This window comes from Quisquiliibacterium transsilvanicum, assembly GCF_014202215.1.
GTDB classification, from domain to species: Bacteria; Pseudomonadota; Gammaproteobacteria; order Burkholderiales; family Burkholderiaceae_E; genus Quisquiliibacterium; species Quisquiliibacterium transsilvanicum.
This window is the reverse complement of the sequence record NZ_JACHGB010000005.1, coordinates 407,073-433,694: the sequence shown is the minus strand read 5'-3', so window position 1 is coordinate 433,694 and position 26,622 is coordinate 407,073. Positions and strand designations below refer to the sequence as shown.

At 70.3% G+C, this 26,622-nt stretch carries 27 protein-coding genes; 9 read left to right on the top strand and 18 right to left on the bottom strand.

The features are described from left to right. Positions 1–4: 4 nt before the first annotated feature. From HNQ70_RS14485 to HNQ70_RS14455, 7 genes are all read right to left on the bottom strand, one after another. Complete coding sequence (locus HNQ70_RS14485) at positions 5–274, bottom strand: HPr family phosphocarrier protein (protein WP_183968872.1); 270 nt, start codon at positions 272–274, stop codon at positions 5–7. Next, complete coding sequence (locus HNQ70_RS14480) at positions 261–698, bottom strand: PTS sugar transporter subunit IIA domain-containing protein (RefSeq protein WP_221302817.1); 438 nt, start codon at positions 696–698, stop codon at positions 261–263. The genes HNQ70_RS14485 and HNQ70_RS14480 overlap by 14 nt, the downstream gene beginning before the upstream one ends. A 14-nt stretch (positions 699–712) precedes the next feature. Further along, a complete protein-coding gene (gene gshB, locus HNQ70_RS14475; RefSeq protein ID WP_183968867.1) occupies positions 713–1,678 on the bottom strand; it encodes a glutathione synthase in 966 nt (321 codons plus the stop codon). Positions 1,679–1,735: 57 nt separating this feature from the next. Then, entirely contained in the window at positions 1,736–3,028 is a 1,293-nt protein-coding gene (gene gshA / locus HNQ70_RS14470; RefSeq protein ID WP_183968865.1) for a glutamate--cysteine ligase, read from the bottom strand. Positions 3,029–3,252: 224 nt separating this feature from the next. Then, entirely contained in the window at positions 3,253–4,716 is a 1,464-nt protein-coding gene (locus HNQ70_RS14465; RefSeq protein ID WP_183968862.1) for an ammonium transporter, read from the bottom strand. 28 nt (positions 4,717–4,744) lie between these two features. Then, a complete protein-coding gene (gene glnK, locus HNQ70_RS14460; protein ID WP_183968860.1) occupies positions 4,745–5,083 on the bottom strand; it encodes a P-II family nitrogen regulator in 339 nt (112 codons plus the stop codon). A gap of 63 nt (positions 5,084–5,146) precedes the next feature. Continuing rightward, positions 5,147–5,917 (bottom strand): TorF family putative porin, encoded by a 771-nt coding sequence (locus HNQ70_RS14455; protein ID WP_183968853.1) that lies wholly within the window; start codon positions 5,915–5,917, stop codon positions 5,147–5,149. Between the two features lie 313 nt (positions 5,918–6,230). On the opposite strand from HNQ70_RS14455, the gene HNQ70_RS14450 reads away from it, so the two are divergent. Both HNQ70_RS14450 and atpE read left to right on the top strand, forming a co-directional pair. Continuing rightward, positions 6,231–6,554, top strand: coding sequence for an accessory factor UbiK family protein (locus tag HNQ70_RS14450; protein WP_183968851.1), 324 nt, complete (start codon positions 6,231–6,233; stop codon positions 6,552–6,554). After that, positions 6,551–6,793: a F0F1 ATP synthase subunit C gene (gene atpE / locus HNQ70_RS14445; RefSeq protein WP_183968849.1), complete on the top strand. Its 243-nt coding sequence runs from the start codon at positions 6,551–6,553 to the stop codon at positions 6,791–6,793. Before HNQ70_RS14450 ends, atpE begins: the two co-directional genes overlap by 4 nt. Positions 6,794–6,881: 88 nt before the next feature. On the opposite strand, the gene HNQ70_RS14440 is transcribed toward atpE, so the two are convergent. Together HNQ70_RS14440 and HNQ70_RS14435 are read right to left on the bottom strand one after the other, a co-directional pair. Continuing rightward, positions 6,882–8,480 carry an AMP-binding protein gene (locus tag HNQ70_RS14440; protein ID WP_183968847.1) on the bottom strand — a complete coding sequence of 533 codons (1,599 nt, stop codon included), beginning with the start codon at positions 8,478–8,480 and terminating at the stop codon, positions 6,882–6,884. Positions 8,481–8,517: 37 nt separating this feature from the next. Then, positions 8,518–9,132 carry a histidine phosphatase family protein gene (locus HNQ70_RS14435; protein ID WP_183968845.1) on the bottom strand — a complete coding sequence of 205 codons (615 nt, stop codon included), beginning with the start codon at positions 9,130–9,132 and terminating at the stop codon, positions 8,518–8,520. A 303-nt stretch (positions 9,133–9,435) separates the two neighbouring features. Here HNQ70_RS14435 and HNQ70_RS14430 point away from each other — a divergent pair, with 303 nt between their 5' ends. Then, positions 9,436–10,287: an MBL fold metallo-hydrolase gene (locus HNQ70_RS14430; RefSeq protein WP_183968842.1), complete on the top strand. Its 852-nt coding sequence runs from the start codon at positions 9,436–9,438 to the stop codon at positions 10,285–10,287. Between the two features lie 63 nt (positions 10,288–10,350). Here HNQ70_RS14430 and vapC read toward each other — a convergent pair whose 3' ends face one another. The 5 genes from vapC to HNQ70_RS14405 all read right to left on the bottom strand — a co-directional run bounded on the left by vapC (position 10,351) and on the right by HNQ70_RS14405 (position 14,533). Beyond that, positions 10,351–10,752, bottom strand: coding sequence for a type II toxin-antitoxin system VapC family toxin (vapC, locus tag HNQ70_RS14425; RefSeq protein WP_183968840.1), 402 nt, complete (start codon positions 10,750–10,752; stop codon positions 10,351–10,353). Next, positions 10,749–10,910 (bottom strand): type II toxin-antitoxin system VapB family antitoxin, encoded by a 162-nt coding sequence (locus HNQ70_RS14420; protein WP_183968838.1) that lies wholly within the window; start codon positions 10,908–10,910, stop codon positions 10,749–10,751. The genes vapC and HNQ70_RS14420 overlap by 4 nt, the downstream gene beginning before the upstream one ends. 31 nt (positions 10,911–10,941) lie before the next feature. Continuing rightward, positions 10,942–11,883 (bottom strand): EamA family transporter, encoded by a 942-nt coding sequence (locus HNQ70_RS14415; protein ID WP_183968836.1) that lies wholly within the window; start codon positions 11,881–11,883, stop codon positions 10,942–10,944. Between the two features lie 67 nt (positions 11,884–11,950). Further along, positions 11,951–12,268, bottom strand: a complete 318-nt coding sequence (locus HNQ70_RS14410) for an NIPSNAP family protein (protein WP_183968834.1) — start codon at positions 12,266–12,268, stop codon at positions 11,951–11,953. 204 nt (positions 12,269–12,472) lie between these two features. Next, the gene (locus tag HNQ70_RS14405) at positions 12,473–14,533 is read right to left on the bottom strand and encodes an NAD(+) synthase (RefSeq protein WP_343060795.1); all 2,061 of its coding nucleotides are present in this window, start codon (positions 14,531–14,533) and stop codon (positions 12,473–12,475) included. A 100-nt stretch (positions 14,534–14,633) separates the two neighbouring features. Between HNQ70_RS14405 and HNQ70_RS14400 the strand changes: the two genes are divergently transcribed. Both HNQ70_RS14400 and HNQ70_RS14395 read left to right on the top strand, forming a co-directional pair. Beyond that, positions 14,634–15,395, top strand: a complete 762-nt coding sequence (locus tag HNQ70_RS14400; RefSeq protein ID WP_183968832.1) for an SDR family oxidoreductase — start codon at positions 14,634–14,636, stop codon at positions 15,393–15,395. 227 nt (positions 15,396–15,622) lie between these two features. Beyond that, the gene (locus tag HNQ70_RS14395) at positions 15,623–16,546 is read left to right on the top strand and encodes a fasciclin domain-containing protein (protein WP_183968830.1); all 924 of its coding nucleotides are present in this window, start codon (positions 15,623–15,625) and stop codon (positions 16,544–16,546) included. Between the two features lie 140 nt (positions 16,547–16,686). On the opposite strand, the gene HNQ70_RS14390 is transcribed toward HNQ70_RS14395, so the two are convergent. Then, positions 16,687–17,952: a cytochrome P450 gene (locus tag HNQ70_RS14390; RefSeq protein ID WP_183968828.1), complete on the bottom strand. Its 1,266-nt coding sequence runs from the start codon at positions 17,950–17,952 to the stop codon at positions 16,687–16,689. Between the two features lie 278 nt (positions 17,953–18,230). Here HNQ70_RS14390 and HNQ70_RS14385 point away from each other — a divergent pair, with 278 nt between their 5' ends. Beyond that, complete coding sequence (locus tag HNQ70_RS14385; RefSeq protein WP_183968827.1) at positions 18,231–19,787, top strand: acyl-CoA carboxylase subunit beta; 1,557 nt, start codon at positions 18,231–18,233, stop codon at positions 19,785–19,787. Positions 19,788–19,866: 79 nt separating this feature from the next. Beyond that, positions 19,867–20,826, top strand: coding sequence for an alpha/beta fold hydrolase (locus HNQ70_RS14380; protein WP_183968825.1), 960 nt, complete (start codon positions 19,867–19,869; stop codon positions 20,824–20,826). 134 nt (positions 20,827–20,960) lie between these two features. Here HNQ70_RS14380 and HNQ70_RS14375 read toward each other — a convergent pair whose 3' ends face one another. The 3 genes from HNQ70_RS14375 to HNQ70_RS14365 are packed head-to-tail and all read right to left on the bottom strand — an operon-like array spanning position 20,961 to position 23,709. Beyond that, positions 20,961–22,316: an FAD-dependent oxidoreductase gene (locus HNQ70_RS14375; protein ID WP_183968823.1), complete on the bottom strand. Its 1,356-nt coding sequence runs from the start codon at positions 22,314–22,316 to the stop codon at positions 20,961–20,963. Further along, a complete protein-coding gene (locus HNQ70_RS14370; RefSeq protein ID WP_183968821.1) occupies positions 22,317–22,541 on the bottom strand; it encodes a DUF805 domain-containing protein in 225 nt (74 codons plus the stop codon). A gap of 25 nt (positions 22,542–22,566) precedes the next feature. Continuing rightward, positions 22,567–23,709 (bottom strand): MDR/zinc-dependent alcohol dehydrogenase-like family protein, encoded by a 1,143-nt coding sequence (locus HNQ70_RS14365; protein WP_183968819.1) that lies wholly within the window; start codon positions 23,707–23,709, stop codon positions 22,567–22,569. 184 nt (positions 23,710–23,893) lie between these two features. On the opposite strand from HNQ70_RS14365, the gene HNQ70_RS14360 reads away from it, so the two are divergent. Beyond that, a complete protein-coding gene (locus HNQ70_RS14360) occupies positions 23,894–25,399 on the top strand; it encodes a YifB family Mg chelatase-like AAA ATPase (protein ID WP_183968817.1) in 1,506 nt (501 codons plus the stop codon). Positions 25,400–25,531: 132 nt separating this feature from the next. After that, entirely contained in the window at positions 25,532–26,581 is a 1,050-nt protein-coding gene (locus HNQ70_RS14355) for a CaiB/BaiF CoA transferase family protein (protein ID WP_183968815.1), read from the top strand. Positions 26,582–26,622 lie beyond the last annotated feature (41 nt).

The following is a 26,622-nucleotide window of genomic DNA, read 5'->3' as shown; positions in this document are numbered from 1 at the left end:
CCCGTCAGATTTCTTCGCCGAAGCCGGAGGCGATCAGCCCGGCGAGGGCCTCGACCGCTTCCGCCTCGTCGGGTCCGTCCGCCTCGATGACCACGGCGGCCCCGCGCGCGGCCGCCAGCATCATCACGCCCATGATGCTCTTGGCGTTGATCCTGCGCGCGCCCTTGCTCATCCAGATCTCCGCGCGGAACTTCGAGGCCAGCTGGGTCAGCTTCGCCGACGGCCGGGCGTGCAGGCCCAGCTTGTTGACGATGGTGGTCTCAAGCCTTTGCATTGCCTTCCCCATCTTCCTCGCCCGTGCTTCCGTCCGCCGCGTCGCCCGGCGCCGCCTGCGGAACGATCTCCAGGATCGCATTGCGCGCGCTCTCCGAGAGCATGTCGGTCACCTCGTCCAGCGGCACCCGCCGGTTGTAGAGCGCCTTCACCAGCAGGGGGAGGTTCACGCCGGCAATCACCACCACGCGGTGCGGCTCGGCGAGCTTCGCTGCGATCCGCGAGGGCGTCGCGCCGTAGATGTCGGTAAGCACCAGCACCCCGCTGCCGTCGTTGATCCGCGACATCAGCTCGCGCGCGCCGGCCAGCGCAGCCGCGGGATCCTCGTCCGGGATCACGTCGAGCGCGGCCAGCTGCGGCGGCATCCGGCCGAAGATGTGCCTGGTGCAATGGATGAGCGCCGTGCCCAGCGGTTCGTGGGACACGACGAGGATTCCGATCATGATCCGGACGCAGCCCCGGTGGCGCGCTCGAGCGCCTCGACGAACAGCGTTGCCACGTCGAAGCCGGTCTGCTGGCGGATCTCCTGGAAGCAGGTCGGGCTGGTCACGTTGATCTCGGTGATGCACTCGCCGATCACGTCCAGGCCCACCAGCAGCAGGCCGCGCGCCGCGAGCACGGGCGCGAGCGCCTCGCCGATGGCGCGATCGCGGGCCGAGAGCTCGCGGGCCACGCCGGTGCCGCCGGCGGCCAGGTTGCCGCGCGCCTCGCCGGCCTTCGGGATGCGGGCGAGGCAGTAGGGCACGACCTGTCCGCCGATCAGCAGCACCCGCTTGTCCCCCTGAGCGATCTCCGGGAGGAAACCCTGCGCCATCACCGTTCGCTCGCCGAAGCGGTTGAGCGTCTCGATGATCACCGAGAGATTCGGGTCGTCCGAGCGCGCCCGGAAGATCGACGCGCCGCCCATGCCGTCGAGCAGCTTGAAGACCGCCTCGCCCTGCTCGACGACGAATTCGCGCAGCCGCACCGGATCGCGCGTGACGATCATCGGCGCGGTGAACTCCGGGAACTCGGAAATCGAGAACTTCTCGTTGTGGTCGCGGATCGCGCGCGGATCGTTGAACACCCGCGCGCCCTGGCGCTGCGCCAGCTCGAGCAGGTAGGTGGAGTAGACGTACTCCATGTCGAAGGGCGGATCCTTGCGCATCAGCACCGCGTCGAAGGCGGCGAGCGGCGCCACCGCCTCCGGATCGAGCCGGTACCAGTCGAGCGCACCGCCGGTGGCGTCGGTCAGGTGCAGTCTTCGCAGCCGCGCCACCACCCGGCCGCCGTCGAGCGCGATCTCGCGCTGCTCGCAGACGTGGATCTCGTGGCCACGCGCTTCGGCAGCCACCATCATCGAGTAGGTGGTGTCCTTGTAGGTCTTGATGCCGGCGAGCGGATCGAGGATGACTAGGATGCGCATCGGTGTCCCTGGGATCTGTGCGCCGCCCAGCGGCGGGCGCGTGTGGTCAACGGCGGTTCAGCCGTACAGCGACTGGTCCGGATCGGTCTTCTCGAGCTCGATCGACGCGGCGAGCAGCGCAAGCCGGCCAACCACCCCGTAGGCATAGAAGCGGTTGGCCGCCGCCTCGACGGAGGCGTTCGCGTCCGGAAGGTTGCAGCTCGCGGCGAAAGGCAGCGGCACGAACTGCATGCCGGGGGCGTTCAGGTTTTCGTCGCGACCGCGCCCGGCATGCACCCGGTAGAAGCCGCCGACGACGTGACGGTCGACCATGTACACGACCGGCTCGGCCCAGGCGTCGTCGATGCTCTCGAAGGTGGGCACGCCCTCCTGGAGAATCACCCGCGTCACCTCCAGGCCCTCCTTGGCCACCGTCAGGCCGCTGCGCTGCCTGACGCTGAGCTTGCGCACCTCGGACGCATCCTTGACCGACACGACACCCACGCCGTAGGTGCCCGCATCGGCCTTGACGATCACGAAGGGGGTCTCGGCGATGCCGTATTCGCGGTACTTGGAACGCATCTGGCGCAGCAGAGTCTCCACCCGGGCCTCGACGCACTCCTCGCCGGTGCGCTCGTTGAAGTTCACGTCGCTGCAGGACGCGAACAGCGGGTCGATCAGCCAGGGATCGATGTCGAAGGTCTTGCCGAAGCGCTTGGCGACGTCGCGGTAGGCGGCGAAGTGGTTGGACTTGCGGCGCACAGCCCAGCCGGCGTGCAGCGGCGGCAGCACCACCTGCTCGTGCAGGTCCTTCAGGATCTCCGGAAGACCGGACGAGAGGTCGTTGTTGAGCAGGATCGTGCAGGGATCGAAATCCTCGAGCCCGACCCGGCGGCCCCTGCGGACCAGCGGCTCGATCACCAGGCCCGGGTTGTCCGCCAGCACCAGCGGGGTCGGCCCGCGCACCTCGGGGTCGAGCGAGCCCAGGCGGACGTTCAGGCCGGTCTGGCGCAGGATGGCCGACAGCCGCGCCACGTTGCGCAGGTAGTTGGGGCTGAAGCCGCGGGACTCGGGGATCAGCAGCAGGTTGCGCGCATCCGGGCAGTACTTCTCGATGGCGGCCATCGCCGCCTGCACGGCAAGCGGCAGGGTGTCGGCGGCCAGGTTGTCGAAGCTGCCCGGGAACAGGTTGGTGTCGACCGGCGCGAGCTTGAAGCCCGCGTTGCGCAGGTCGGTGGAGCAGTAGAACGGCGGCGTGTGCTCCTGCCATTCGAGCCTGAACCAGCGTTCGATCTGCGGGGTGGCTTCCAGGAAGCGGCGTTCGAGCTCCAGCAGCGGGCCCTTCAGTGCGGTGACGAGGTGTGGAACCATCGACGGACGTGACCTGTACGGGAGCCTGGCGGGAGCCTGCGATTGTAGCGAAAGCGGCTGGCGCGACGGGACCCGGAAATGACGAGGCGAGCCGGATGGCTCGCCTCGGGTCGCCGTCGAGGGTCGGCGACCGGTGGGGATCCGGCCCTCGCGGAGGCTGGCGTCCCCTCGCTACCAGTGGCCGCCGCCGCCTTGGCGCGGCAGTGGCGGCCGTCGCGGACCGATCAGAGGCGGTAGGCCGACTCCCCGTGCTGGGTGATGTCCAGGCCCTCGCGCTCTTCCTCTTCGCTGACGCGCAGCCCGATCACCATGTCGACGATCTTGTAGGCGATGAACGCCACCACCGCGGACCAGACGATCGTGATGACCACGCCCTCGGCCTGCACGAAGAGCTGGTGGCCCATCGCGAAGTCCACCGCTCCGGCGCCGCCCAGGCCGGGCGCAGCGAACACGCCGGTCAGCAGCGCGCCGACGATGCCGCCGACACCGTGCACTCCGAACACGTCGAGCGAGTCGTCGGCGCCGAGCATGTGCTTGAGGCCGTTGACCCCCCACAGGCAGACGAAGCCGGAGATCGCGCCGATCACGATTCCGCCGATCGGCCCGACCACGCCGCAGGCCGGCGTGATCGCCACCAGACCCGCCACCGCGCCGGACGCCGCGCCGAGCATCGAGGCCTTGCCCTTCATGAACGCCTCGCCCAGGCACCAGGTCAGCATCGCCGCCGCGGTCGCGAAGATCGTGTTCATGAACGCGAGGGCCGCACCGGCGTTGGCCTCCAGGTTGGAGCCGGCGTTGAAGCCGAACCAGCCCACCCACAGCAGCGCCGCACCGATCATCGTCAGCGGCAGCGAGTGCGGCGGCATCGACTCCTTGCCGTATCCGATGCGCTTGCCCACCAGGTAGGAGCCCACCAGGCCAGCGACACCGGCATTGATGTGCACCACCGTGCCGCCTGCGAAGTCGAGCGCGCCCTTGTCCAGCAGGTAGCCGCCGGCGCCCCAGACCATGTGCGCGATCGGCAGGTAGCTGAAGGTGAACCAGATCACGGAGAAGAGCAGCACCGCGGAGAAGCGCATGCGCTCGGCGAAGGCGCCCACGATCAGCGCGCAGGTCAGGCCGGCGAAGGTGGCCTGGAACGCGACGAAGACGAACTCCGGCAGCTTCACGGTCTCGGTGAAGGTGTCCGCCAGGCTCGCGCCGGTGACGCCGCTCAGGAACAGCTTGTCGAATCCGCCGATGATCAGGCCCTCGCCGCCGAAGGCCAGGCTGTAGCCGTAGACGAACCACAGCACCACGATCAGCGCGAAGACCATCATCACCTGCATCAGCACCGACAGCATGTTCTTGGCGCGGACCATGCCGCCGTAGAACAGCGCCAGGCCGGGCACCATCAGGATCACGAGCATGGTCGAGGTCATCATCCAGGCGACGTCGCCCTTGTGGACGGCAGGCTCGGCCTTGGCCTCCTCGGCAGGGGCCGCGGCGGGCGCTGCCGCTGCGGGCGCTGGCGCCGCAGTTGCAGCAGCGTCGGCGGCCGGCGCAGCGGCATCCTGCGTCGCCTCGGCGGGCTTGTCCTGGGCCGCTGCCGCGCCCAGGGATGCGAGCGCAGGAGCGCTCGTCGATACGAATGCGGGTGCCAGTGCAAGTGCCAAGGCAAGTGCCAGCACCCTGAGCAGAGTCTTCATGATTGCCTCCAGTGTCAGGGGTGCGCGCTCAGAGCGCCTCGTTGCCGGTCTCGCCGGTACGGATGCGGATGACCTGCTCGATCTCGTTGACGAAGATCTTGCCGTCGCCGATCTTGCCGGTGCGGGCCGAGGCCTCGATGGCTTCGATGGCCTGCTCGACCAGGCTGTCGGCCACGGCCGCCTCGATCTTCACCTTGGGCAGGAAGTCGACGACGTACTCGGCGCCGCGATACAGCTCGGTATGGCCCTTCTGCCGCCCGAAGCCCTTGACCTCGGTGACGGTGATGCCCTGCACCCCGATGGCCGACAGGGCCTCGCGGACCTCGTCGAGCTTGAAGGGCTTGATGACTGCGGTGATCAGCTTCATCTCATGTTCTCCTTGGGACCGGCCCGGGGCCGGCCGGATCCGTGTAGTGGCGGCGCAGAACGCTCAGAACGTCTTGCCGACTGACAGGACCAGCGCTTCCTTGCCGAGGTTCTTGTTCCTGTAGTTCATGTAGCAGGCGTCCTTGGCATTGGTGTCCACGTAGGCGAGGCCCCAGTCGAGACCGACGAAGGACTTGGTCAGGCCAAGCTTCCAGTCGGTATAGGTGCAGGCGCTTGCGTTCTTGACCTTCTGGCGGCCGACGTGCGCGGCCAGGCCGAAGCCGGCGCCGACGTCGAAGGCGCCGTTCAGCTCGAGGTAGTTCGAGCCCTTGCTGTCGGGCGTGCCGAACAGGTCGCTGACCGCGTGCGAGTACTTCACCGTCAGCATCTGCCAGGAACCGGCAACGTAGGCCTCGAGGGTGTTCGGCTTCGGATTGCCGGCGCCGGTCCAGGCCGAGAAGTTGCCCGGGTAGTAGTACTGGAGCAGGCCGACGTCGTAGCCGAACTCGCCCACCTTGCCGCGGTAGCCGCCGTAGACGTCGAGCTCCAGGCTGCTGCCGCTGCCTGCGCCGGCATCAGAGAGCCAGCTGATGTTCGAGGCCCAGGTGCCCAGGTAGAAGCCGCTGGCGTGGCTGTAGTCGAAGCCGCCCTGCAGCGCGGGACGGAAGTCGGTCTGGGCCAGGCCGCGGAAGCGGTACTCGCTCACCAGGCTCATGTTGCCGGCGAAGGTATGGGGCGATTCCGCCGCCTTGTCCTGCGCGACCGCGACGGACGGCAGCGCCGCCAGGGTCGATACGGTGGCTGCGAAACCCGCGACTGCGATCAGCTTGTTCATTTCGGTCCTCTCCGGTTGAAGTCAGGTTTCTCGGGCCGGCGTCGACTCAACGCTGGCCGGTGGGAACAGCACTGCATTTCTCGTGCCAGGATGCTTTTCCGGCCTTGACGTGCCGCGGCGCACCTTGATCGATGCGCCCGACGACCCTGATGGCGCACCGATGGCGCATCCGATTGGTGCAGTCGCTTGCGATGCACCAGTCCGGTGCATGGAGGCCGGAACACGCGTGCTAGACTGCCTCGGCCTCCCGCCGGCCCCCGGCCCGGACCCCTCGGAACGGCAAGGAAGACACCCGCACCGACCGGAATCCAGCATGAGCACCGACAAGCAGAACATCCTCCAGGACCTGCAGGCCCGACTGAGCGAGCTGATGCGCACCAGCCCGGCAGGCGACGTCGAGCGCAACCTGAAGGCCGTGCTCGGCCAGGCCTTCCAGCGGCTCGAGCTGGTCACCCGCGAGGAGTTCGACGACTACGCCGCGCTGCTCGCGTCGCTGCGGGGACGCATCGCGCAACTCGAGGAAAGCGTCACCCGGCTCGAGGCGGAACGCAGCGCCCCTACCTCCGGGGTCATTGGCGCGGTGCGCGCCGACGCGCAGGATGGACGCTCCACGACACCCACCGGAGAGCAGCCATGACCAACGTCGCACTCGTCGCGATCGCCTGCGGACTGATCATCAGCCTGGGCGCGCTGGGCGCCTGCATCGGCATCGGAATGATGGGCGGCAAGTACATCGAGGCCTCGGCACGGCAGCCGGAGCTGATGGACAAGCTGCAGACCAAGATGTTCCTGCTCGCCGGCCTGATCGACGCGGCCTTTCTGATCGGCGTGGGCATCGCGATGATGTTCGCGTTCGCCAACCCCTTCCAGGGCTGAACCGGCCGCGGCGCTGCCGCGGGCGATGCGCCTGCGCCAGGCCGCCCGCGCCGCGAAGCGAAGCGAAGGCTCCGCGGCGGCGGGTTCCTCAGCCCTGCGGCTGCTCCACCTCGATCAGCTTGCGAAGTTCGGCCTTGGCGATCTTCTCCAGGGTCGAGCGCGGCAGCTCGTCGACCACCCGCACCTCCCGCGGCCGCTTGAAGTCGGCCAGCGCCGTCCGGCAGGCGTCCTCGACCGCCTTCGCCAGCGCCGCGCGCTGCGCGACCGGCACCTCGGGCGCGCGCACGAAGGCCACCGGCACCTCGTCCAGCATGCGGTCCTTGCGCGCCACCACTGCCGCCTCGAGCACGCCGGGCACGGTCAGGATGACCCGCTCGATCTCGGAGGCGGCGACGTTCTCGCCGCCGACCTTGAGCATGTCCTTCGAACGGTCGGCGAAGTAGAGCCAGCCGTCGGCGCCCACCGTGACCCGGTCGCCGGTCTGGAAGTAGCCGTCCGCGTCGAAGGCGTCGGCAGTCGCCTGCGGGTTGTTCAGGTACTCGGCGAACAGCGACAGGCCGCGCACGCCGAGGATCGACAGATCGCCGGTCTCGCCGGGCTGCGCCGGACGGCCGTCGACCGACACCCGGATGCCGTACTCCGGCGCCGCGCGGCCCATCGACAGCGAGGCATTGGGCAGGTGCACCGAGCCGATCGTGCCGTGGGTGATGGTTTCAGTCATGCCCCACCAGCCGAGGGTCTTGACCCTGAAGTGCGCATCGGTGGGGGGCTCGCAGACCCCGCTGCCCCACAGCCGGTAGTGATGCTGCGGCACCTCCTGGTCCATGATCGCGCGGGAGCAGAAGGGCACCATCGAGAACCAGGTGCAGCGATGCTCCAGCGAGATCTCCCAGAAGCGGCTCGCGGAGAAGCGCGGCAGGATCACCGCGGTGGCGCCCGCCCACAGGGTGGCCAGCACCGAGTAGGCCTGCGCATTGGTGTGGAACAGCGGCAGCGCCACCAGGTGGACGTCGTCGGCGCGCAGCGTCTGGTGATCGGCGTTGACCCGAGCGCCCCACAGCGCATTGGCGTGCGTCCACAGCACGCCCTTGGGCCGGGAGGTGGTGCCCGAGGTGTACTGGACGCTGAACGGCGCCATCGGGTCGCGCGGCCGCTCCGGCAGCGACCCGGGGTCGCCGTCGATGCGCTCGAAGGACTGCCCCGGCTCCGGACGGTTGGGGCCGGCATCGTCGCCGTTGTCGGTCTCGGTGATCGCCAGCCAGCGCAGCTCGCGGCAGGCGCCGGCGACCAGCTGCGCGAACTTCGGCTGGGTGATGCCGGCGATCGCGCCCGAATGGCCGGCGAAATAGGCGAGCTCGTCGGCGCTGGACTTGGCGTTGGTGGTCACCGCAACCGCGCCCATCCAGGCGCAGCCGAACCAGGCGATGATCGTCTCCGGGCAGTTGTCCAGGTGGACCAGGACGCGGTCGCCGGCGCGCACGCCCCTGCCGTGCAACCCCGCCGCGAAGCGCCGGACCCGCTCGAGGAACTGGCCGTAGGTCCAGCTGCGCGCCGGCCCGCTGAACGGGCGCCACACCAGGAAGGGATGGTCGCGGCGCAACTGCGCCTGGACCTCGAGCAGCGTGCGGATGTCCTGGGCCGCGAAGGGCTGGACGTGACGGTCCGCGAGGGCGGGCGGGATGTTCATGACGGGGGCTCCTGGGCTCTTGTCGTTCTGTTCCGGCTCAGACGCCGGCGATCGCGCGCTGGTCGTCGCTGAGGTCGCCCTCGAGGTGGATCGCGCAGTTCACCACGCTCGCCTCCCAGGGCGAATCGGGCGCGAAGATGGTCACCGAGGTGTTGGCCAGCCGCTCCGGGGCGGCAGTGCCCAGCGGCAGGCGCAGGTGCCGCTCCAGCAGCACCCGGATCACCAGGCCGTGCGAGACCACGACCAGCGGCCCGGCCAGCGACGCGCGCAGCGCGAGCATCCTGTCGAAGGCGGATGCGACCCGCGCGCGGAAGACCTCCATCGACTCGCCGCCCGGCGCGGCCTTCTCGTCGTGGATCGGGTCGTAGCCCAGGCTGTCGTAGGCCTTGCCGCGCAGCGCGCCGAAGTTGCGCTCATGCAGCAGCTCGGTCGGCTCCACCGGCAGGCCGGTGGCGGCGGCGATCGCGTCGGCGGTCTGCGCGGCGCGCGCCAGGTCGCTGCTCAGGATGGCGGCGGGCGCCAGGCCGGCGAGCCGGCGCGCAACCGCGTGCGCCTGGCCGAAGCCGCGTTCGCTCAGCGGGGTGTCGGGCGGCTGGATCACGCGGGACGCATTCAGCGCGGTCTCGCCGTGGCGGACAAGGATGATGGACACGGTTGGTCTGGCCTCCAAATGGATGCGCCGACTGTACCCGACCGAGGACCGGCATCGCGGTCGGCAGCGGGCGCCGGCGATGCGCCCGCGCGGATGTCGGAACGGCCCCGTCGGCGAGGCGCAAGGGGCCCGGCCAATCCGGGCGCAATGGCCACACATCCGGAACGGTGCAACCCCACCAGTCCGGACCACCGCTGACCATCGCGGGCGGCCCTGTGCTACGGTCGGCGGCGACCCGGGCGCTCTCGCGGGGCGCGCCCGCTGCGCCCCGGCGGCGCCCGCCGAACCCAGGAGGAGACCCGGATGAAATGGAAGATCGGCGACGTCACCGTGACCAAGATCGTCGAGCTGGAGGCCACCGGCGGCACGCGGTTCATCCTGCCACAGGCCACCGCCGAGGCGGTGCTCGGCATGGAGTGGATGAAGCCCCACTTCATGACCGACGAGGGCCGGCTCAAGATGAGCATCCACGCGCTGGTCATCGAGGCCGGCGGGCGGCGGATCATCGTCGACACCTGCCTGGGCAACGAGAAGCAGGGCCGCCACGTGCCCACCTGGAACGACCTGCAGGGCCCCTTCCTCGATGACCTGGCCGCGGCCGGCTTTCCGCGCGAGTCGATCGACACCGTCATGTGCACCCACCTGCACGTGGACCACGTCGGATGGAACACCATGCTGGTCGACGGCCGCTGGGTGCCCACCTTCCCGAACGCGCGCTACCTGATGGCCCGCACCGAGTTCGAGTACTGGCGCGACGAGCGTGACAACGACGAGCAGGCGGCGGTGTTCGCGGATTCGGTCCGGCCGGTGTTCGAGGCCGGCCTCGTCGACCTGGTGGAGACCGATCACCGGATCTGCGACGAAGTCCGCCTGGTGCCCACCGTGGGTCACACGCCCGGTCACGTCAGCGTGGCAATTTCGTCGAAGGGCGAAGAGGCGCTGATCACCGGCGACTTCATCCACCACCCCTGCCAGATGGCGCGGCCCGACTGGGCGGCCACCGTCGACTTCGATTCCGCGCAGTCCACCCGCACCCGCCACGAGGTGTTCGGCCGGCTGGCCGGCACCCGCACGCTGGTGATCGGCACCCACTTCGCCGGCTGCAGCGCCGGCCGGGTGGTGCGCTTTGGCGACGCGTACCGGCTGGAGACCTGAGGGACGCCGCGTCGCGCGCCTGGCCGATAGCGTCGCGAGCCGCACCCGCAGCATCGCGACGCGTCATTCGCTTCTGATGACGGGCACGAGGCCCAGGTGCTCGACGAAGAGCAGGAAGTCCTGGTCCTGAAACAGCAGCGGGCACTTGTTCTCGATGCAGTACGTGGCGATGAAGACGTCGATCGTCTTGCGGATAGTGACGCCACGTTTGCGCAAGGCCCTGAAGTTGTCGGCGCATCTGATCGCGTTGGCTTCGCCAAGCATGCCGACGACGATCAGCGAGCTCATGAGGCTCCTGGCGGTCCTGTAGTCCGCATCGCTCCGGAAGCCCTGGAGCACTTCGGCGAGGATCACGTCGCCCACGGCCAGAGGCTCGACCCCGAGCAGGGCGTCGAGCCGGTCGGTTGCGGGGCTCGCAACGCCGTTGAAGTAGTCGATCCAGACGCCGGAGTCGACCACGATCACCGGGCAGCCCTCAGCTCCGCGAGGTCACCCTGCCAGCTCAGCTTGCCCCGGAAGCCCTTGATTGCTGCCTGCTTCTTCAGCCTGATCAGGGTCTTGAGGCCAAGCTCGACGGCTTCCTTCTTGGTCTTGAGGCCCGTGGCCTTCAGGGCCTCGTCCATGAGGTCGTCGTCTGCGGCCTGAACTCGACGCTCAGGCTCGGCTCGTGCTGCGGGCCGGCCGCGCCGAAACCAGGATGCCGATCACGATCAGCAGGAAGGCCGCGCCGTGGAAGGGACGCGGCATCTCGCCGACCAGCAGCGCGGACAGGATCGCAGCGAACAGCGGCGTGAGGTTGCCGAACAGGCTGGCGACCGACGGCCCCACGGCGGCCACGCCAAGGCCCCAGCAGCGGTAGGCGATCAGCGACGGCCCGATCGCCACGTAGACCAGCGCGACCAGCACCCAGGGCGACCAGAGGATGGGCGCCGGCGCGACGGCCACCTCGATGCCCGCCCAGACGGCCGCCCAGGCGGCGCCGAACATCACCTGCACCAGCAGGAAGGCCGCCCAGTCCCAGTCCGGACGCGCGCCGATGGCCAGCGACGCCGGCGGGCGCGCCAGCAGCCAGCTGTAGCAGGCCCAGACGAAGGCGCCGGCCAGCATCAGCAGGTCGCCCGGCACGAAGCGCACCGACGCGAGCTGCGACAGGTCGCCGCGGGTGAGCACCACCGCGACGCCCGCCAGCGACAGCGCGGCACCCATCATCGCGCGCCGGCCAGGACGTTCGCGGTAGACCAGCGCGCCGATCAGCAGCATCCAGACCGGTGTGCTCGACAGGATCAGGGTGACGTTCAGCGCCGACGAGGTGGTCAGCGCCAGGTACTGCAGCGCGTTGTAGCTGCCGATTCCGAACAGCCCCAGCAGGGCCAGCGGGCGCCAGCGGGCCAGCACCTCGCGGCGCGCGCGCGGCGTGCCGACCGCGCTCCAGCCGATCGGCAGCAGGATCAGCAGCGCCAGCAGCCAGCGCAGCGCGTTGAGCGTCACTGGCGGCACCTGCCCGGCGGCCAGCCGGCCGACCACCGCGTTGCCCGCCCAGAGCAGCGGCGGCAGCACCAGCAGCAGCGCCAGCCGCGGCGTGAGCCGGGCGTTCACTGCGCGCGCTGCAAGGCGATGCGGGCCGCCGGGGCCACGGACGCCGGCGGCGGCGCAGACGTCCGCATCAGGGCGTGGGCCCCCAGGGCGCCGACATCATCAGCTTGTTCTGCTGCGCGGCGATCAGCGGGCGCAGCTTGCCGGCGAATGCCATGAACTCGGCGTCGGCGAACACGCCTGCCCAGAACGCGCGGCGGTCGGCGTCGTCGTCGAACTTCCAGAGGTGGACCAGCTGGTTGAGCGCGCCGATGTCACCGGTGAAGTAACCGACCAGCTTCTGCGGATGCTTCTGCAGCGCCGGCCAGCCTTCATTCTTGTAGAGCTGGGCCACCTCGCCCATCTTGCCGACGATGATGTCGTAGGTGCGCAGTTCGTAGATCGCCATGCGGACTCCCGTGGGGTCGATTCGACAGACGGGCGCCCGGGAGGCGTCCCGGTCCGCCGCCGCGGCGGACCGGTCGAAGATACCGCGTCGAAAGCGTCGGCGCACCCGCCGCAGCCGGACGCGCCCGACGAACCGGAACGCCGGCATGCGCCCGAGCAGCCAGACGCGTCCGACGAACCCGAACGCCCGACTGCGCCGGGGCACTCAGCGCGGCGCGGACTCCGTTTCCGGCACTTCCTCCAGCGCCGCCAGCCACGGCGCGGCAACCCCGTCGCTGGGCGCGCGCCAGTCGCTGCGCGGCGACAGCGAGCCGCCTGAGCCGACCTTGGGCCCGTTGGGCATCGCGCTGCGCTTGTACTGAGAGCGGCCGAAGAAACGCTCGAGGAAGACGCCGAGCCAGCGCCGGATCTCGCCGATCGGGTAGGCGTTGCGCGCATGCTCGGGGAAGTCGGGCCAGCTGCCGCGTGCGGCATCGCGCCAGGCGGTCCAGGCCAGGAAGGCGACCTTGGCCGGCGGAAAGCCGTAGCGCAGCGTGTAGTAGAGGTGGAAGTCCTGCAGCTCGTAGGGGCCCACGCTCGCTTCGCTGCGCTGCACCTGCCCGTCAGCGCCCTCGGGCACCAGCTCCGGGCTGATCTCGGTGGCCAGCACGTCCTCGAGCGCCCGGCTGGCCTGCGCCCCCAGTCCGCCCTCGCGCGCCTCGTGGCGGATGAGGAACTGGATCAGGGTCTTGGGAACGCTGGCGTTGACGTTGTAGTGCGACATCTGGTCGCCCACGCCGTAGGTGCACCAGCCGAGCGCAAGCTCGGAGAGGTCGCCGGTGCCGATCACCGGGGCGTCGTGCAGGTTGGCGAGCCGGAACAGGTGGCTGGTGCGCTCGCCGGCCTGCACGTTTTCGAAGGTGACGTCGTAGACCGGCTGGCCGTCGGCGAAGGGATGGCCGATGTCGCGCAGCATCTGCAGGCAGCTCGGCCGGATGTCGATTTCGCGGCCGGTGGCGCCCACCGCCTCCATCAGCCGATGGGCCTGGTCGCGGGTGCGGTCACCGGTGGCGAAGCCGGGCATCGTGTAGGCGAGGATGTTGGCGCGCGGCAGCCCCATCAGATCCATCGCCCGGGCGCAGACGATCAGCGCCTGCGTGGAGTCCAGGCCGCCGGAGACGCCGATGACGACCTTCTTCGCGCGCATCGAACGCAGCCGCGTGACCAGCCCCTGCACCTGGATGTCGTAGACCTCGCGGCAGCGCGCGTCGCGGGTCGCGGGGTCGGAGGGAACGTAGGGGAAGCGCTCGTAGCTGCGCTCGAGCAGCAGCTGCGCATCGAGCTTGAGCGCCGCGTCGAACTCCACGGTGCGGAAGCCCTCGAGCTGCGCCGCGTGCGCGCGCACCGAGGCGGCGAAGCTGTTCTGGCGCATCCGGTCCTGCGCGATCCGGTCGAGGTCGACGTCGGCGACGACCATCTGCGCGCCATCGTGGAAGCGCTCGGTCTCGGCGAGCAGCGAGCCGTTTTCGCAGACCAGCCCGTGGCCGTCCCAGGCCATGTCGGTGGTCGACTCCCCGGTGCCGGCCGCGCTGTAGGCGTAGGCCGCCAGGCAGCGCGCCGACTGGTTCGCGGCCAGCTGGCGCCGGTAGACGTCCTTGCCGACCAAAACGTTCGATGCCGACAGGTTGAGCAGTACGGTGGCGCCGGCCAGCGCCGCGTGTGACGAGGGCGGGATCGGCGTCCACAGGTCCTCGCAGATTTCCATGTGCAGCGTGAGCAGCGGCTGGCTCGCGCAACGGAACAGCAGGCGACTGCCGAAGGGCACGCCGCGCTGCCCGGCCAGGTCGATGCTGTCGCGCAGCGCGGTGTCCGCCGGCGCGAACTGCCGCAGCTCGTAGAACTCGCGGTAATTGGGCAGGTAGGTCTTGGGCGTGACGCCCAGGATGCGGCCGCGATGCAGCAGCGCAGCGCAGTTGTAGAGCAGCCCGTCGACCGCCACCGGCAGTCCCACCGCGACGACCAGCTCGAGCGCCCGGGTGTCCTCGAGCACCGTGGCGAGCGCCGCCTGCGCGGCGTCCAGCAGCGCCTGCTGGTGGAAGAGGTCGTCACAGGTGTAGGCGGTCAGGCCGAGCTCGGGGAACACCGCGACCAGCGCACCGCGCTCCGCTGCCTGGCGCGCCAGCGCCACCGTCTGGCCGGCGTTGTAGGCGGGATCGGCGACCCGGACCTGTGGGACGCAGACCGCGACCCGGACGAAGTTGTGACGGTAGAGGTTGAAGAAGGACACGGGCGCGGACGATCGGAATGTTCGGATCCGTCATTCTGCGGCATCGCGGACCCGCTCGGTTACATTGCCCGGGCAACCCGAACCGACACGGAGGAATCGAATGGACATCAAGGGCAAGGTCGCAGTCATCACCGGCGGCGCCAGCGGCATCGGCCGCGCCACGGCGCTGAAATTCGCCGCGGAAGGCGCAGCCGGCGTGGTCGTTGCCGACCTGAACGAGGCGGCGCTCAAGACTGTCGCCGACCAGGTGGGCGGGCTCGCGGTGCGCTGCGACGTCGGCCGCGAGGACGACCTCAAACGCCTGGTGGCCGAGGCCGAAAAACGCTACGGCCGGGTCGACGTGTTCTTCTCGAACGCCGGCATCCTCGGCCACGGCGGCCCCGAGGCGCCGGACGAACTCTGGGACGCGATGTGGCGGATCCACGTGATGGCCCACGTGTGGGCGGCGCGCGCGGTGGTCGAGCCGATGCTGGCGCGCGGCGAGGGTCAGTTCGTGATCACCGCCTCCGCGGCGGGCCTGCTGAACATCGTCGAATCGGCGCCCTACGGTGTCACCAAGCACGCCGCAGTGGCCTTCGCCGAGTGGCTGTCGATCGCCTATGGCCGCCGCGGACTGGACGTGTCCTGCCTGTGCCCGCAGGCGGTGCGCACCGGCATGGTCCCAGACGACGGCGGCTCGGCGGGCGTCGACGGAATCCTCAGCGCGGACACGGTCGCCGAAGAGGTGCTGAAGACGATGCGCGAGCGCCGCTTCCTGGTGCTGCCGCACCCGCAGGTGCTCGACTACATGCGCAACAAGACCGCCGACTACGACCGCTGGCTGGGCGGCATGCAGAAGCTGTACATGAAGTCGCAGGGCTGATGCCGGACGGAGGCCGGGGCGGAGCAAGGCAGTGTCCTGCCGCCCTGGAGCCTCCCGGAGCGGTGAAGCGCCGCCGTATTCCGAGCACCACGGCGACGTGAAATGAACTCCTTGGTCATTGTTTGACCATCTTGTTGTATTGGTGAACGATCCAGTGCAGAATCCGGCAGCGGCCGTCGTCAACGGCGTCGCGCCCAGCCGATTCCCCAACATCCGGAGACATCACCATGCTCAAGTGGTTCAAGGCCCTGGTCCTGGCCGGCACCGTCGGCGTTCTCGCCGCCTGCAGCAGTGGCAGCGACGACAAGGACAACATCGCCGAGATCGCCCAGAACGACCCCAGGTTCAGCATCCTCGCCGAGGCGGTCACGGCCGCCGGTCTGGCCGGCACGCTCTCGGATGACGGCCCGTTCACGGTCTTCGCGCCGACCAACGACGCCTTCGCCGCGCTGCTGGGCGAGCTCGGCGTCACCAAGGACCAGCTGCTGGCCGACAAGCCCCTGCTGACCCAGGTGCTCAGCTACCACGTGCTGCGCGGCGCAGTTCCCAAGGTGGCGGTGCCGGCCGGCAAGGCGCTCGCCACCGTTCAGGGCGGGATCTTCAAGGTGGACGCCGTGGGCGCCGACCTGGTGATCACCGACGGCCGCAACCGGACCTCGAAGATCATCGCCACCGACATCGAGGCGAGCAACGGCGTGGTCCATGCGATCGACCGGGTGCTCCTGCCGGCCGACAGGAACATCGTCGAGACCGCGCTGGGTCTGCCGGACTTCAGCATCCTGGTCGAGGCGGTGGTCGCCGCCGACCTGCAGGGCGCGCTGTCGGGCGCCGGTCCGTTCACGGTGTTCGCGCCGACCAACGCCGCCTTCGCCGCGCTGCTCGGCGAACTCGGCGTCACCAAAGATCAGTTGCTGGCCGACAAGCCTCTGCTGACCCAGGTGCTCACCTACCACGTGCTCGGCAGCCGGGTGCTGAAGGCCGAGGTGCCGGTGGGCACGCCGGTCGCAACGCTGCAGGGCCAGACCCTCACGGTGACCCCGACGCTGGCGATCCTGGACCAGCGCGGCCGCAGCGCGAACATCGTGGCCACCGACGTGCTGACCAGCAACGGCGTGATCCACGTGATCGACAGGGTGATCCTGCCGCAGTGATTGAGCGCGGCTGACCGGCGCCGGCGTGCAGTGCGTCGGCGATGCGGACGGGGACGTGCCTTGCGGCCGTCCCCGTCCGCATTCCCGGGCGGCATTCCCGGGCGGCCTTCCCGGGCGGCATGGCCCGGGGCGGCGTGGCTTCAGCTCCGGTCGACGCGCGCCGGGATCCGCACCGGCATCGACACGAACCCATGCACGAAGTTGGACCTGGTGCGCAGCGGCTGGCCGGTGATCTCGATGACCGGATAACGCTTCAGGATCTCTTCCCACAGCACGCGCAGCTGCAGCTCCGCCAGCCGGTTGCCCACGCAGTGGTGGATGCCGAAGCCGAAGGCGAGGTGATGCTTGGGGCGCGGGCGGTCGACGATGAACTCGTGCGGCCGCTCGATCGCCTGCTCGTCGCGGTTGGCCGACAGGTACCACATCACCACCTTGTCGCCGGCGCGGATCTGCTGGCCGCCGAGCAGGTAGTTCTGCGTGGCGGTGCGGCGCATGTGCGCCAGCGGCGTCTGCCAGCGGATGATCTCGGGCACCATTCCAGCCACCAGCTCCGGGTTGGCGCGCAGCTTCGCGTACTGGTCCGGGAAGCGGTTCAGCGCCAGCAGGCTGCCGCTGATCGAGTTGCGCGTGGTGTCGTTGCCGCCGACGATCAGCAGGATGACATTGCCCAGGTACTCGTCCGGATCCATGTTCCGCGTGGCCGGCGAGTGCGCGAGCATCGAGATCAGGTCGTTGCGCGGCGCGGCGTTGACCCGCTCGTTCCAGAGCTGCACGAAGCGGTCGCGGCAGGCTTTCAGCTCGCCGATGCGCATCTCCCACGAGGTGACCGCGCCGTTGCCGTCCGGGTCGCCGGTGGCCATGTCGGACCACCAGGTCAGCTTCGAGCGATCCTCGAAGGGGAAGTCGAACAGCATCGCGAGCATCCGCGTGGTGAGCTCGATCGACACCCGCTTCACCCAGTCGAACTCCTCGCCCACCGGCAGCCCGTCGAGGATCTCGGCCGCATGGCCGCGGATCGTGGACTCCATCGTGGCCAGATGCTGCGGCGTGAACATCGGGCTCACCGTGCTGCGCTGCTCGGTGTGACGCGGCGGATCCATGCCGATGAAACTCGGGAACATCTCCTCGGGCGGCCGCTCGGCCAGCGCGATGCCGCCGCGCTTCATCTCGGACGAGAACACCTGGTGATGCTGCTCCACCTCGACGATGTGCCGGTAGGACGTCACCGACCAGTAGGGGCCGTAGCGCTTGCTCTGGCACAGGTGCACCGGCGCCTCCTTGCGCAGGCGCTCGAAATACAGCTCGACGATGTCGTCCTGGAACAGGTAGCCCTTGCTGACGTCGAACCGGTCGAGCGGCATCGCCCAGACCTCGTCCCGCAGGGAACCGCTCGTCTGCGCTTCCATCCTTGTCTCCAATGTCGTTGTCCTGCGCCGGGCGGACCGGCGCGGCGCCCGCTGCAGGTGGCGGGCCTTTGCATCATAGAAGAATCGCGGCGCCGAAAGGCGCGCGGCCGGGGGTCCGGAATGAGGCCCGGGGCGCGGGGGAGAGAGGCCCCGCCTTGCTATGCTGGCCGACCCTTCAGGCCGGGGCGCTTGCGGCTGGCCCGCGCCTGCGGCGCCGGACGCGAACGGCAACGACCATGCAGCACCACGACAAGACACGACGAACAGAGGAGCACCCGATGAGCTGGCAGCCGGAACTGGACGAACTTGCAAGGCGCGAGGCGCTCGCCCACCAGATGGGCGGCGCCGACAAGGTGAAGCGCCAGCATGACGCCGGCCGGCTCACTGTGCGCGAACGCATCGGCCGGATGCTCGACGCCGGCAGCTTCCACGAGGTGGGCACGCTGTCGGGCATCGGCGATTACGACGAGCACGCGAAGCTCAAGACCGTCACCCCGGCCAACTGCGTGTTCGGCCGAGGCAAGGTGGATGGGCGTCCGGTGGTCGTGGTGGGCGACGACTTCACCGTGCGCGGCGGCTCCGCGGACGCGTCGATCAGCGCCAAGCCGCTGATGGCCGAGGAGATGGCCAGCGAGTTCCGGCTGCCGATCATCCGCATCATCGAGGGCTCGGGCGGCGGCGGATCGGTGAAGACCATCGAGACCAAGGGCGCCGCCAACCTGCCGGGCGGGGTGGGCGGTACCCGCGGCTTCTACTACATGACAGCCAACCTGGCGCAGGTTCCGGTGATCGGCCTGGGCCTGGGCTCGGTGGCCGGCCTGGGCGCGGCCCGGCTGGCCTCCAGCCACTTCTCTGTGATGACCCGCGATTCGGCGATGTTCGTCGCCGGCCCGCCGCTGGTGGCGCGGCTTGGCCAGCCGCTGAGCAAGCAGGAACTGGGCGGCGCCGACATCCAGACCCGCGCCGGCGCGATCGACCTGGCGGTCGACACCGAGGACGACGCCTTCGAGGCGGCGCGCCGCTTCCTGTCCTACCTGCCCTCGTCGGTGCACGCCCTGCCCCCAGTCACCGCCTGCGACGACGACCCCGAGCGCAGCGACGAGGCGCTGCTGTCGGTGATCCCGCGCGACCGGCGCAAGATTTACAAGATGCGCCCGCTCATCGAGTCGGTGGTCGACAAGGGCTCCTTCTTCGAGATGGGCCGCAACTTTGGCCGCTCGATCATCGCCGGGCTGGCGCGCCTGGGCGGCCACCCCGTGCTGATGCTGGCCAGCGACCCCTACCACTACGGCGGCTCCTGGAACTCCGAAACCTGCCAGAAGGTGATCCGCTACGTCGACCTCGCAGAGACCTTCCACCTGCCGGTGGTCTACCTGATGGACTGCCCCGGCTTCCTGATCGGCCTGGAGGCCGAGAAGACCGCGACCATCCGCCACGGAGTGCGCGCGATGGCCGCCATGAACCAGACCACCATCCCCTGGTGCACGATGATCGTTCGCAACGCCTTCGGCGTCGCGGGCGCCGCGCACCAGCCGGGCGGCCGGCTATCGCTGCGCTACGCCTGGCCGTCGGCCTATTGGGGCTCGCTGCCGCTGGAAGGCGGGATCGAGGCCGCCTACCGCGCCGAAATCGACGCCGCGGAAGACCCGCAGGCGAAGCTGGCCGAGATCGAGGAGCGGCTCAACGCGCTGCGCTCGCCCTACCGCACCGCCGAGAAGTTCTGGGTCGAGGAGATCGTCGACCCGCGCAAGACACGCTCGCTGCTGTGCGAATTCGCGCGGCTGGCCGAACCGGTGCGCACCCCGGGCCGGGCCAGTTTTTCGATCCGGCCCTGAGACGCGCCTTCGCGGCCGTCCGGCGCGTCAGCACGCCGGGCGCGGCCGTCCACGACCTGCACCACCGCCGGAAGAGCCGATGAACGAACCGAAACTCCACTCACTGCAGGTCAACGGCATCACGATGCGCGTGGCCGAACAGGGCAGCGGCCCGCTGGTCCTCTTCTGCCACGGCTGGCCCGAGTCCTGGTATTCCTGGAAGCACCAGATGGCCGCGGCCGCGAAGGCCGGCTGGCGCGCGGTGGCGCCGGACATGCGCGGCTACGGCGGCACCGATGCACCGGCCGACGTCGACCAGTACTCGCTGCTGCACCTGGTCGGCGACATGGTCGACCTGGTGCAGGCGCTGGGCGAGCGCGAGGCCGTGGTGGTCGGCCACGACTGGGGCGCGCCGGTCGCCTGGCACTGCGCGCTGCTGCGGCCGGACCTGTTCCGCGCGGTGGCGGGCATGAGCGTGCCCTACACGCCGCCGGCCCGCATCGACCTGCTGACAGCGATGGAGAAGATCGGCATCCACGACTTCTACATGCAGTACTTCCAGGCCCGTGGCGTGGCCGAGGCCGAGTTCGAGCGCGACATCGACGCCACGGTGCGGCGCATCCAGTTCAGCAGCTCGGGCGATGCGCCCGAGCGCGCCTCCTTCGGCCGCGTCGACTTCGACAAGGGCTTCCTGGCCGGCACCGTCGACCCCGAGGTGCTGCCGCCCTGGCTCACCGAGGCCGACCTCGCCTGGTATGCGGGCGAGTTCCGCCGCGCGGGCTTCCGCGGAGGGCTGAACTGGTACCGCAACCTGCGCCGCAACCGCGAGCTGCTGATGCCGTGGCGCGGCTGCCCGATACGCCAGCCCTCGATGTTCATCGCCGGCTCGCGCGATGGCGTGATGAAGTTCCCGGCCTCCAGGAAGCAGATCGACGCGTTCGCGACCACGCTGCCCGGGCTGCGCGGCTGCCACATCCTCGAGGGCGCCGGCCACTGGATCCAGCGCGAGCGCGCGCAGCAGGTGAACGAACTGCTGGTGGAATTCCTGAAAGGTCTTTGACGGGCCGGCTTGGCGGAACGCAGCAGGGGAAGTTACGGCGCGGGAGTTCCGGCCCGGGCGCGCGAGCCCGGGCCTTCAGGCCCGTGCATCCGCGCCTGCTTCGCCCGCGCCTGCTCGATGTCAGACACTGGCGCTCAGAGCGCGGCGGCCGCCTTGCCCGCCGCCAGCAGCACCGGATCCCAGACCGGTGAGAACGGCGGAGCATAGGACAGGTCCATGCCGCCGATTTCGTCGACGGTCATCCCGTTCCAGAGCGCCGTCGCGAGCACGTCGATGCGCTTGCCCGCCGCCTCCCCGCCCACGATCTGGGCGCCCAGCAGCCTGCCGCTGGCCCGCTCGGCAAGCACCTTGATCCGGATCGGCTGCGCGCCTGGGTAGTAATGGGCGCGCGTCAACGACTCGGTGACCACGCCCACCGCATCGAAGCCCGCTTTGGCCGCATCCCGCTCGGTGAGCCCGGTGACGCCGATCTCGAGGCTGCCGAAGCGGGTGACCGCGGTGCCGAGCACGCCGCCGAAGCTGTCGTCGCCTCCGGCGATGTTCGTTCCCGCGGCGCGCCCCTGCTTGTTGGCGTGAGTGCCCAGCGCCACGACCATCGAGGCGCCGCTGACGCGGTGTCTCGACTCGACGCAGTCGCCCGCCGCCCAGACGTGCGGGGTGCCGGTGCGCATGTGGTCGTCGACCAGGATGCCGCCGGCCTCGCCCACCGAGATGCCGGCCTCGCGGGCCAGCCCCGAGTTCGCGCGAACGCCGAGCCCGACCACCACCACGTCGGCAGCGATGGCCCCGCCGTCGGTTCGCACCGCGCTGACGCGGCCGTCCTTCGTGTCGAAGCCCTCCACCGAACTGCCCAGCCGCAGGTCCACGCCGGCCGAACGCATCGCCTCGGCAACCGCCCCGGCCATGTCCGCGTCCAGCACCGATCCCATCGGCGCGTCCAGCCGCTCGACCACGGTCACCTCGAGGCCGCGCTCGACCAGCGCCTCGGCCACCTCCAGGCCGATGTAGCCCGCGCCCACCACCACCGCGCGCCGCGCGCCGCCGTCGATCAGCCGCTGCAGTTCGGCCGCGTCGTCCAGCGTGCGCAGCTGCAGCACGCCCTTCGCGTCGGCGCCGGGCCAGGGCGGCATCACGCCCGAGGCGCCGGTCGCGATCAGCAGCTCGTCGTAGCGCTCGGCGCGCTCTGCTCCCGACTCCAGGTCGCGGACCGTGACGGTCCGCGCCTTCGGGTCGATGGCCAGCACCTCGTGGCGGATGCGCACGTCGATGCCGCGGGCGCGATGCTCCTCGGGGCTGCGCGCCACCAGCCGCTCCGGGCCCTCGACGAAGCCGCCGACCAGATAGGGCAGGCCGCAGGCGGCGTAGGAGGTGTGGCGGCCGCGCTCGAAGGCGAGGATGTCGAACTCGTCCGGCTTCGCGAGCCGGCGGACCTGCGCCGCGGCGGACATGCCAGCGGCATCGGCGCCGATGATCACCAGGCGTTTCGGCATTCAGCTCCCCTTCGGGTTCGGACCGTAAGCGTTGTCGCCGGCGTCGCCGTCACGCAAGGCGAAGACCAGCAGCACGATGGCGCCGATCAGCGGGATGAAGGACACCAGCAGCCACCAGCCCGAGCGGCCGATGTCGTGGAGGCGGCGCACGCTCACCGCCAGCGAGGGCAGGAGCATGGCCAGCACGAACAGGCCCGACAGCAGGGCGGCGAGGAACCAGGACATCCGCTTCTCCCGATGGGTGCGCGGGTCAGGCGCGGTTGGGCAGGATCAGGTACTTCTCGCCGGTGGCGCGCTTGCCATAGGCAGCGATCGCCTCCAGCGTCAGCGCCTCGGCCAGCGATACTTCCCGGGTGTACTTGCTGGCGAAGGTGGTCTTGAGCTCGGCGGCCACGCGCTCGCGCAGCCGCTGCGCTGCCTCCGGCCCCACGCGCTTGAGGAACGGAAACAGCAGCCAGCCGCCCATGCTCCAGGCCATGCCGAAGTTGCGCTCGACCACGGTGGCGGAGCGGTCCAGGCTGCCGTAGAGATAGACCTGCTTGTGGATGGACGAGCCGTAGCGGCTGTACTCGGCCGCGCTGCGGTTGATTGCCGTCTCCATGCAGCCGAGGATCTGGCCGGCAAGGCGGCCGCCGCCGATCGCGTCGAAGGCGATGGTGGCGCCGGTGGCCACGAGCGCCTCGGTGAGCGCCTCCCGGAAGTCCGGTGCGCTGGAATCGCAGACGTGCACCGCGCCCTGCGACTTCAGCAGCGCGGCCTGCGCCGGGCTGCGCACCACGTTGACCAGCCCCACTCCGTCCTTCAGACAGATGCGGTTGAGCATCTGGCCGAGGTTGGAGGCGGCAGCGGTGTGCACCAGCGCCTTGTGGCCTTCGAGCCGCATCGTCTCGACCATGCCGAGCGCGGTGAGCGGATTGACGAAGCAGGAGGCGCCCTCGACCGCAGTGGCGCCCTGCGGCAGCACCAGGCAGTCGGCGGCCTTCACGCAGCGGTATTCGCTGTACATCGCGCCGCCGATCACCGCGACGACCCTGCCCAGCAGCGCCTGCGCCGCGGGCGAGGCGCCAGCCTGCACCACCGTGCCCGCGCCCTCGTTGCCCACCGGCATCGACTCGTCGAGACGTCCGGCCATCGCGGGCATGGCCTGCGCCGCGATGGGCGCGGTGACCACCGGCCGCGCAGCCGTGCCGGACTGCACCGCCGCGGACATGTCGGCCGCGCCGAACAGCAGGCCCTGGTCGGACGGGTTGATCGGCGCGGCCTCGATGCGGATCAGGACCTCGTCGGCGTTCGGGACGGGGACGGGGATCTCGGCAAGCGAGAGCTCGAGCTCGCCGCTGCCGCGGACGAGGGAGCGGAGCTGGAGGGCGGTGGACGGCAGGGGCTGGTTCACTGGCTGTTGTCTCCGGATGGGGGTTCTGTTTCGGCCCAGTATAGAGAAGCCGCGGCGCACGGTGCGCCGGGGCGGCACGGTCGGGTGGGTCGGCCATCGCCCCGAGCCATCGGTCGGAGGCGATCGCGCCCCGGCGCGCTGGCAACGCCCCTAGACTGGCAGCACCCCATCCGCAGGCTGCACCATGTCCCTCGCCGTCGTCCGTTCCCGTGCCCTGCTCGGCCTGCACGCGCCGGAAGTGCTGGTCGAGGTGCACCTGGGCAACGGGCTGCCGGCATTCACCATCGTCGGCCTGCCGCAGGCGGCGGTGCGCGAGAGCCGCGACCGGGTGCGGGCCGCGCTGCTGCACTGCGGCTTCGAGTTCCCCAACCGGCGCCTCACGGTCAACCTGACGCCCGCAGACCTGCCCAAGGACTCCGGCCGCTTCGACCTGCCCATCGCGGTCGGCATTCTTGCCGCCAGCGGCCAGCTGCCGCCGGAGGCGCTCGCGGAGGTGGAGCTGGTCGGAGAGCTCTCTCTCACCGGCGAGGTGCGCCCCATCCGCGGCGTGCTCGCGATGGCGCTCGCGCTGCGCTGCTGCGTCCCGCGACGGCGCCTGGTGATTCCCGCGGGGTGCCGGGCGGAGGCTTCGCTGGCCCCGGAACGCTGCGCGCTCGCTGCAGCCACCCTGGTGGAGGTGTACGAGCACCTGCGCGGCGCGTCTGCGCTGGAATGCGTCGGCGGCGAAGCGCCCGAGCCCCCTGCCGGGGCACAGACGGATTTCAGCGACGTGCGCGGCCAGTGGTTCGCGCGCAGGGCGCTGGAGGTGGCGGCAGCCGGAGGCCACTCGCTGCTGATGGTCGGCTCGCCGGGAGCGGGCAAGAGCATGCTTGCGCAGCGCTTCGCCGGGCTGCTGCCCCCTATGGACGCCGAGGAGGCGCTGGAGTGCGCGCTCGTCCAGTCGGTCGCCGCCCGCTTCGACCCCGCCTGCTGGGGCCGGCGGCCTTTCCGCAGCCCGCACCACACCGCCTCACCGGTGGCGCTGGCCGGCGGCGGCAGCCCGCCGCGCCCCGGCGAGGTGAGCCTCTCCCACCGCGGCGTGCTGTTCCTGGACGAGCTCCCGGAGTTCCACTCCGCAGCGCTGGAAGCGCTGCGCGAGCCGCTGGAGTCCGGCGAAATCACCGTCTCGCGGGCCGCCCGCCAGGCCACCTTTCCGGCACGTTTCCAGCTGGTCGCTGCAATGAACCCCTGCCCCTGCGGCTACGCCGGCAGCCGGCTGCGCCCCTGCACCTGCCCGCCGGACCGCATCGCGCGCTACCAGCGCAGCGTGTCCGGCCCCTTGCTGGACCGCATCGACCTGCGCATCGAAGTGGAGCCGGTGCCGCCGGAGGAACTCGAGCGCGGGCCCTCGGGCGAGCCGACCGACGCGATTCGCGCGCGTGTGCGGGACGCAGCCGGGCGCCAGCGGGCGCGCCAGGGAATGCCCAATGCCCTGCTCGGCCCGGGCGACACCGACCGCCACTGCGTGCCCGGCGAGGCCGCGCGCGCTCTGCTGCGCGACGCGGCAGCCAGGCTGGGCTGGTCCGCCCGGTCCTGGCACCGGGTGCTTCGGGTGGCGCGCACCGTCGCCGACCTGGCCGCGGCGCCTGCCGTGGACGCCGCCCACGTCGCCGAGGCAATCCAGATGCGGCGCGCGCTGGGCGCCGGCTGAGCGTCCGCGCCAGGTCTCGTCTCGTTCGGCGGCGCCCCCGATTTGCCGATCGTCTCCCGCCCGGTCATCATTCCCGGTTCCACCCGCCGCCCTCGCCGGCGCACCCCGACAACCTCGAGCGAAGCCACCAAGATGTCCAATTCACAAGCCAATCTCCCTCTTTCCGGCGTCAAGATCGTCGAACTCCACGCGATCGGCCCGGTGCCTTTCGCCGGAATGCTGGCCCGCAACCTGGGCGCGAACGTCTACCGCGTCTCGCCGCCGGCCGACACCAAGCTGGGCGTGCCGATGGCCAACAAGGCCGATCTGCTGAACGCCGGCAAGACCGCGGTCTACACCGACCTGAAGACGGCCGCGGGCATGGCCGAGCTGGACAAGCTGCTGGCCGACGCCGACGTGCTGCTCGAGGGCTTCCGCCCCGGCGTGCTGGAGCGCCTGGGCCTGGCCCCGGACAAGCTGCTGGCGAAGTACCCGCGCCTGGTGATCGGCCGCCTGTCCGGCTGGGGAACCAAGGGCGAGCTGGCCGAGCGCGCCGGCCATGACATCAACTACCTGGCGCTGGCCGGGGCGCTGCAGTCCATCGGCCCGGCCGAAGCGCCGGTGCCCCCGCTGAATCTGGTCGCCGACTTCGGCGGCGGCGCAATGCACCTGCTGGTGGGCGTGCTCTCGAAGCTGGTGCAGCGCGCGGTCAGCGGCAAGGGCGGCGTGGTCGAGACCAGCATCCTGGCCGGCACCGTGGGCCTGACGCCGATCTTCTTCGGCATGATGTCCGCCGGCCTCTGGAAGATGGACCGCGAGACCAACATGCTCGACGGCGGCCGTCCCTACTACCGCGTCTACAAGACCAAGGACGGCAAGTTTTTCTCTGTCGGCGCGATCGAGGCCAAGTTCTACGTCCTGCTGCTCGACATGCTCGGCCTGAATGGTGAACTCGACCCCGCGAAGCAGAACGATCCGTCCACCTGGGCACACACCCAGAAGCGCTTCGGCGAGGTCTTCGCGACCAAGACCCGCGACGAGTGGGCCGTGCTGGCCGCGAAGGTCGACTGCTGCGGCGCGCCGGTGCTCACCTTCGAGGAAGCCGCGCGCGAGCCGCACAACCTGGCCAACAGCCTGTACCGCGCCGAGCCCTTCCCGCAGCCGAACCCCGTCATCAACTTCGATCCGCCCGCCAAGGGCTGATCCCGGACCACCCGCGGCGGGTATCCGCAGGCCTCGCCTGC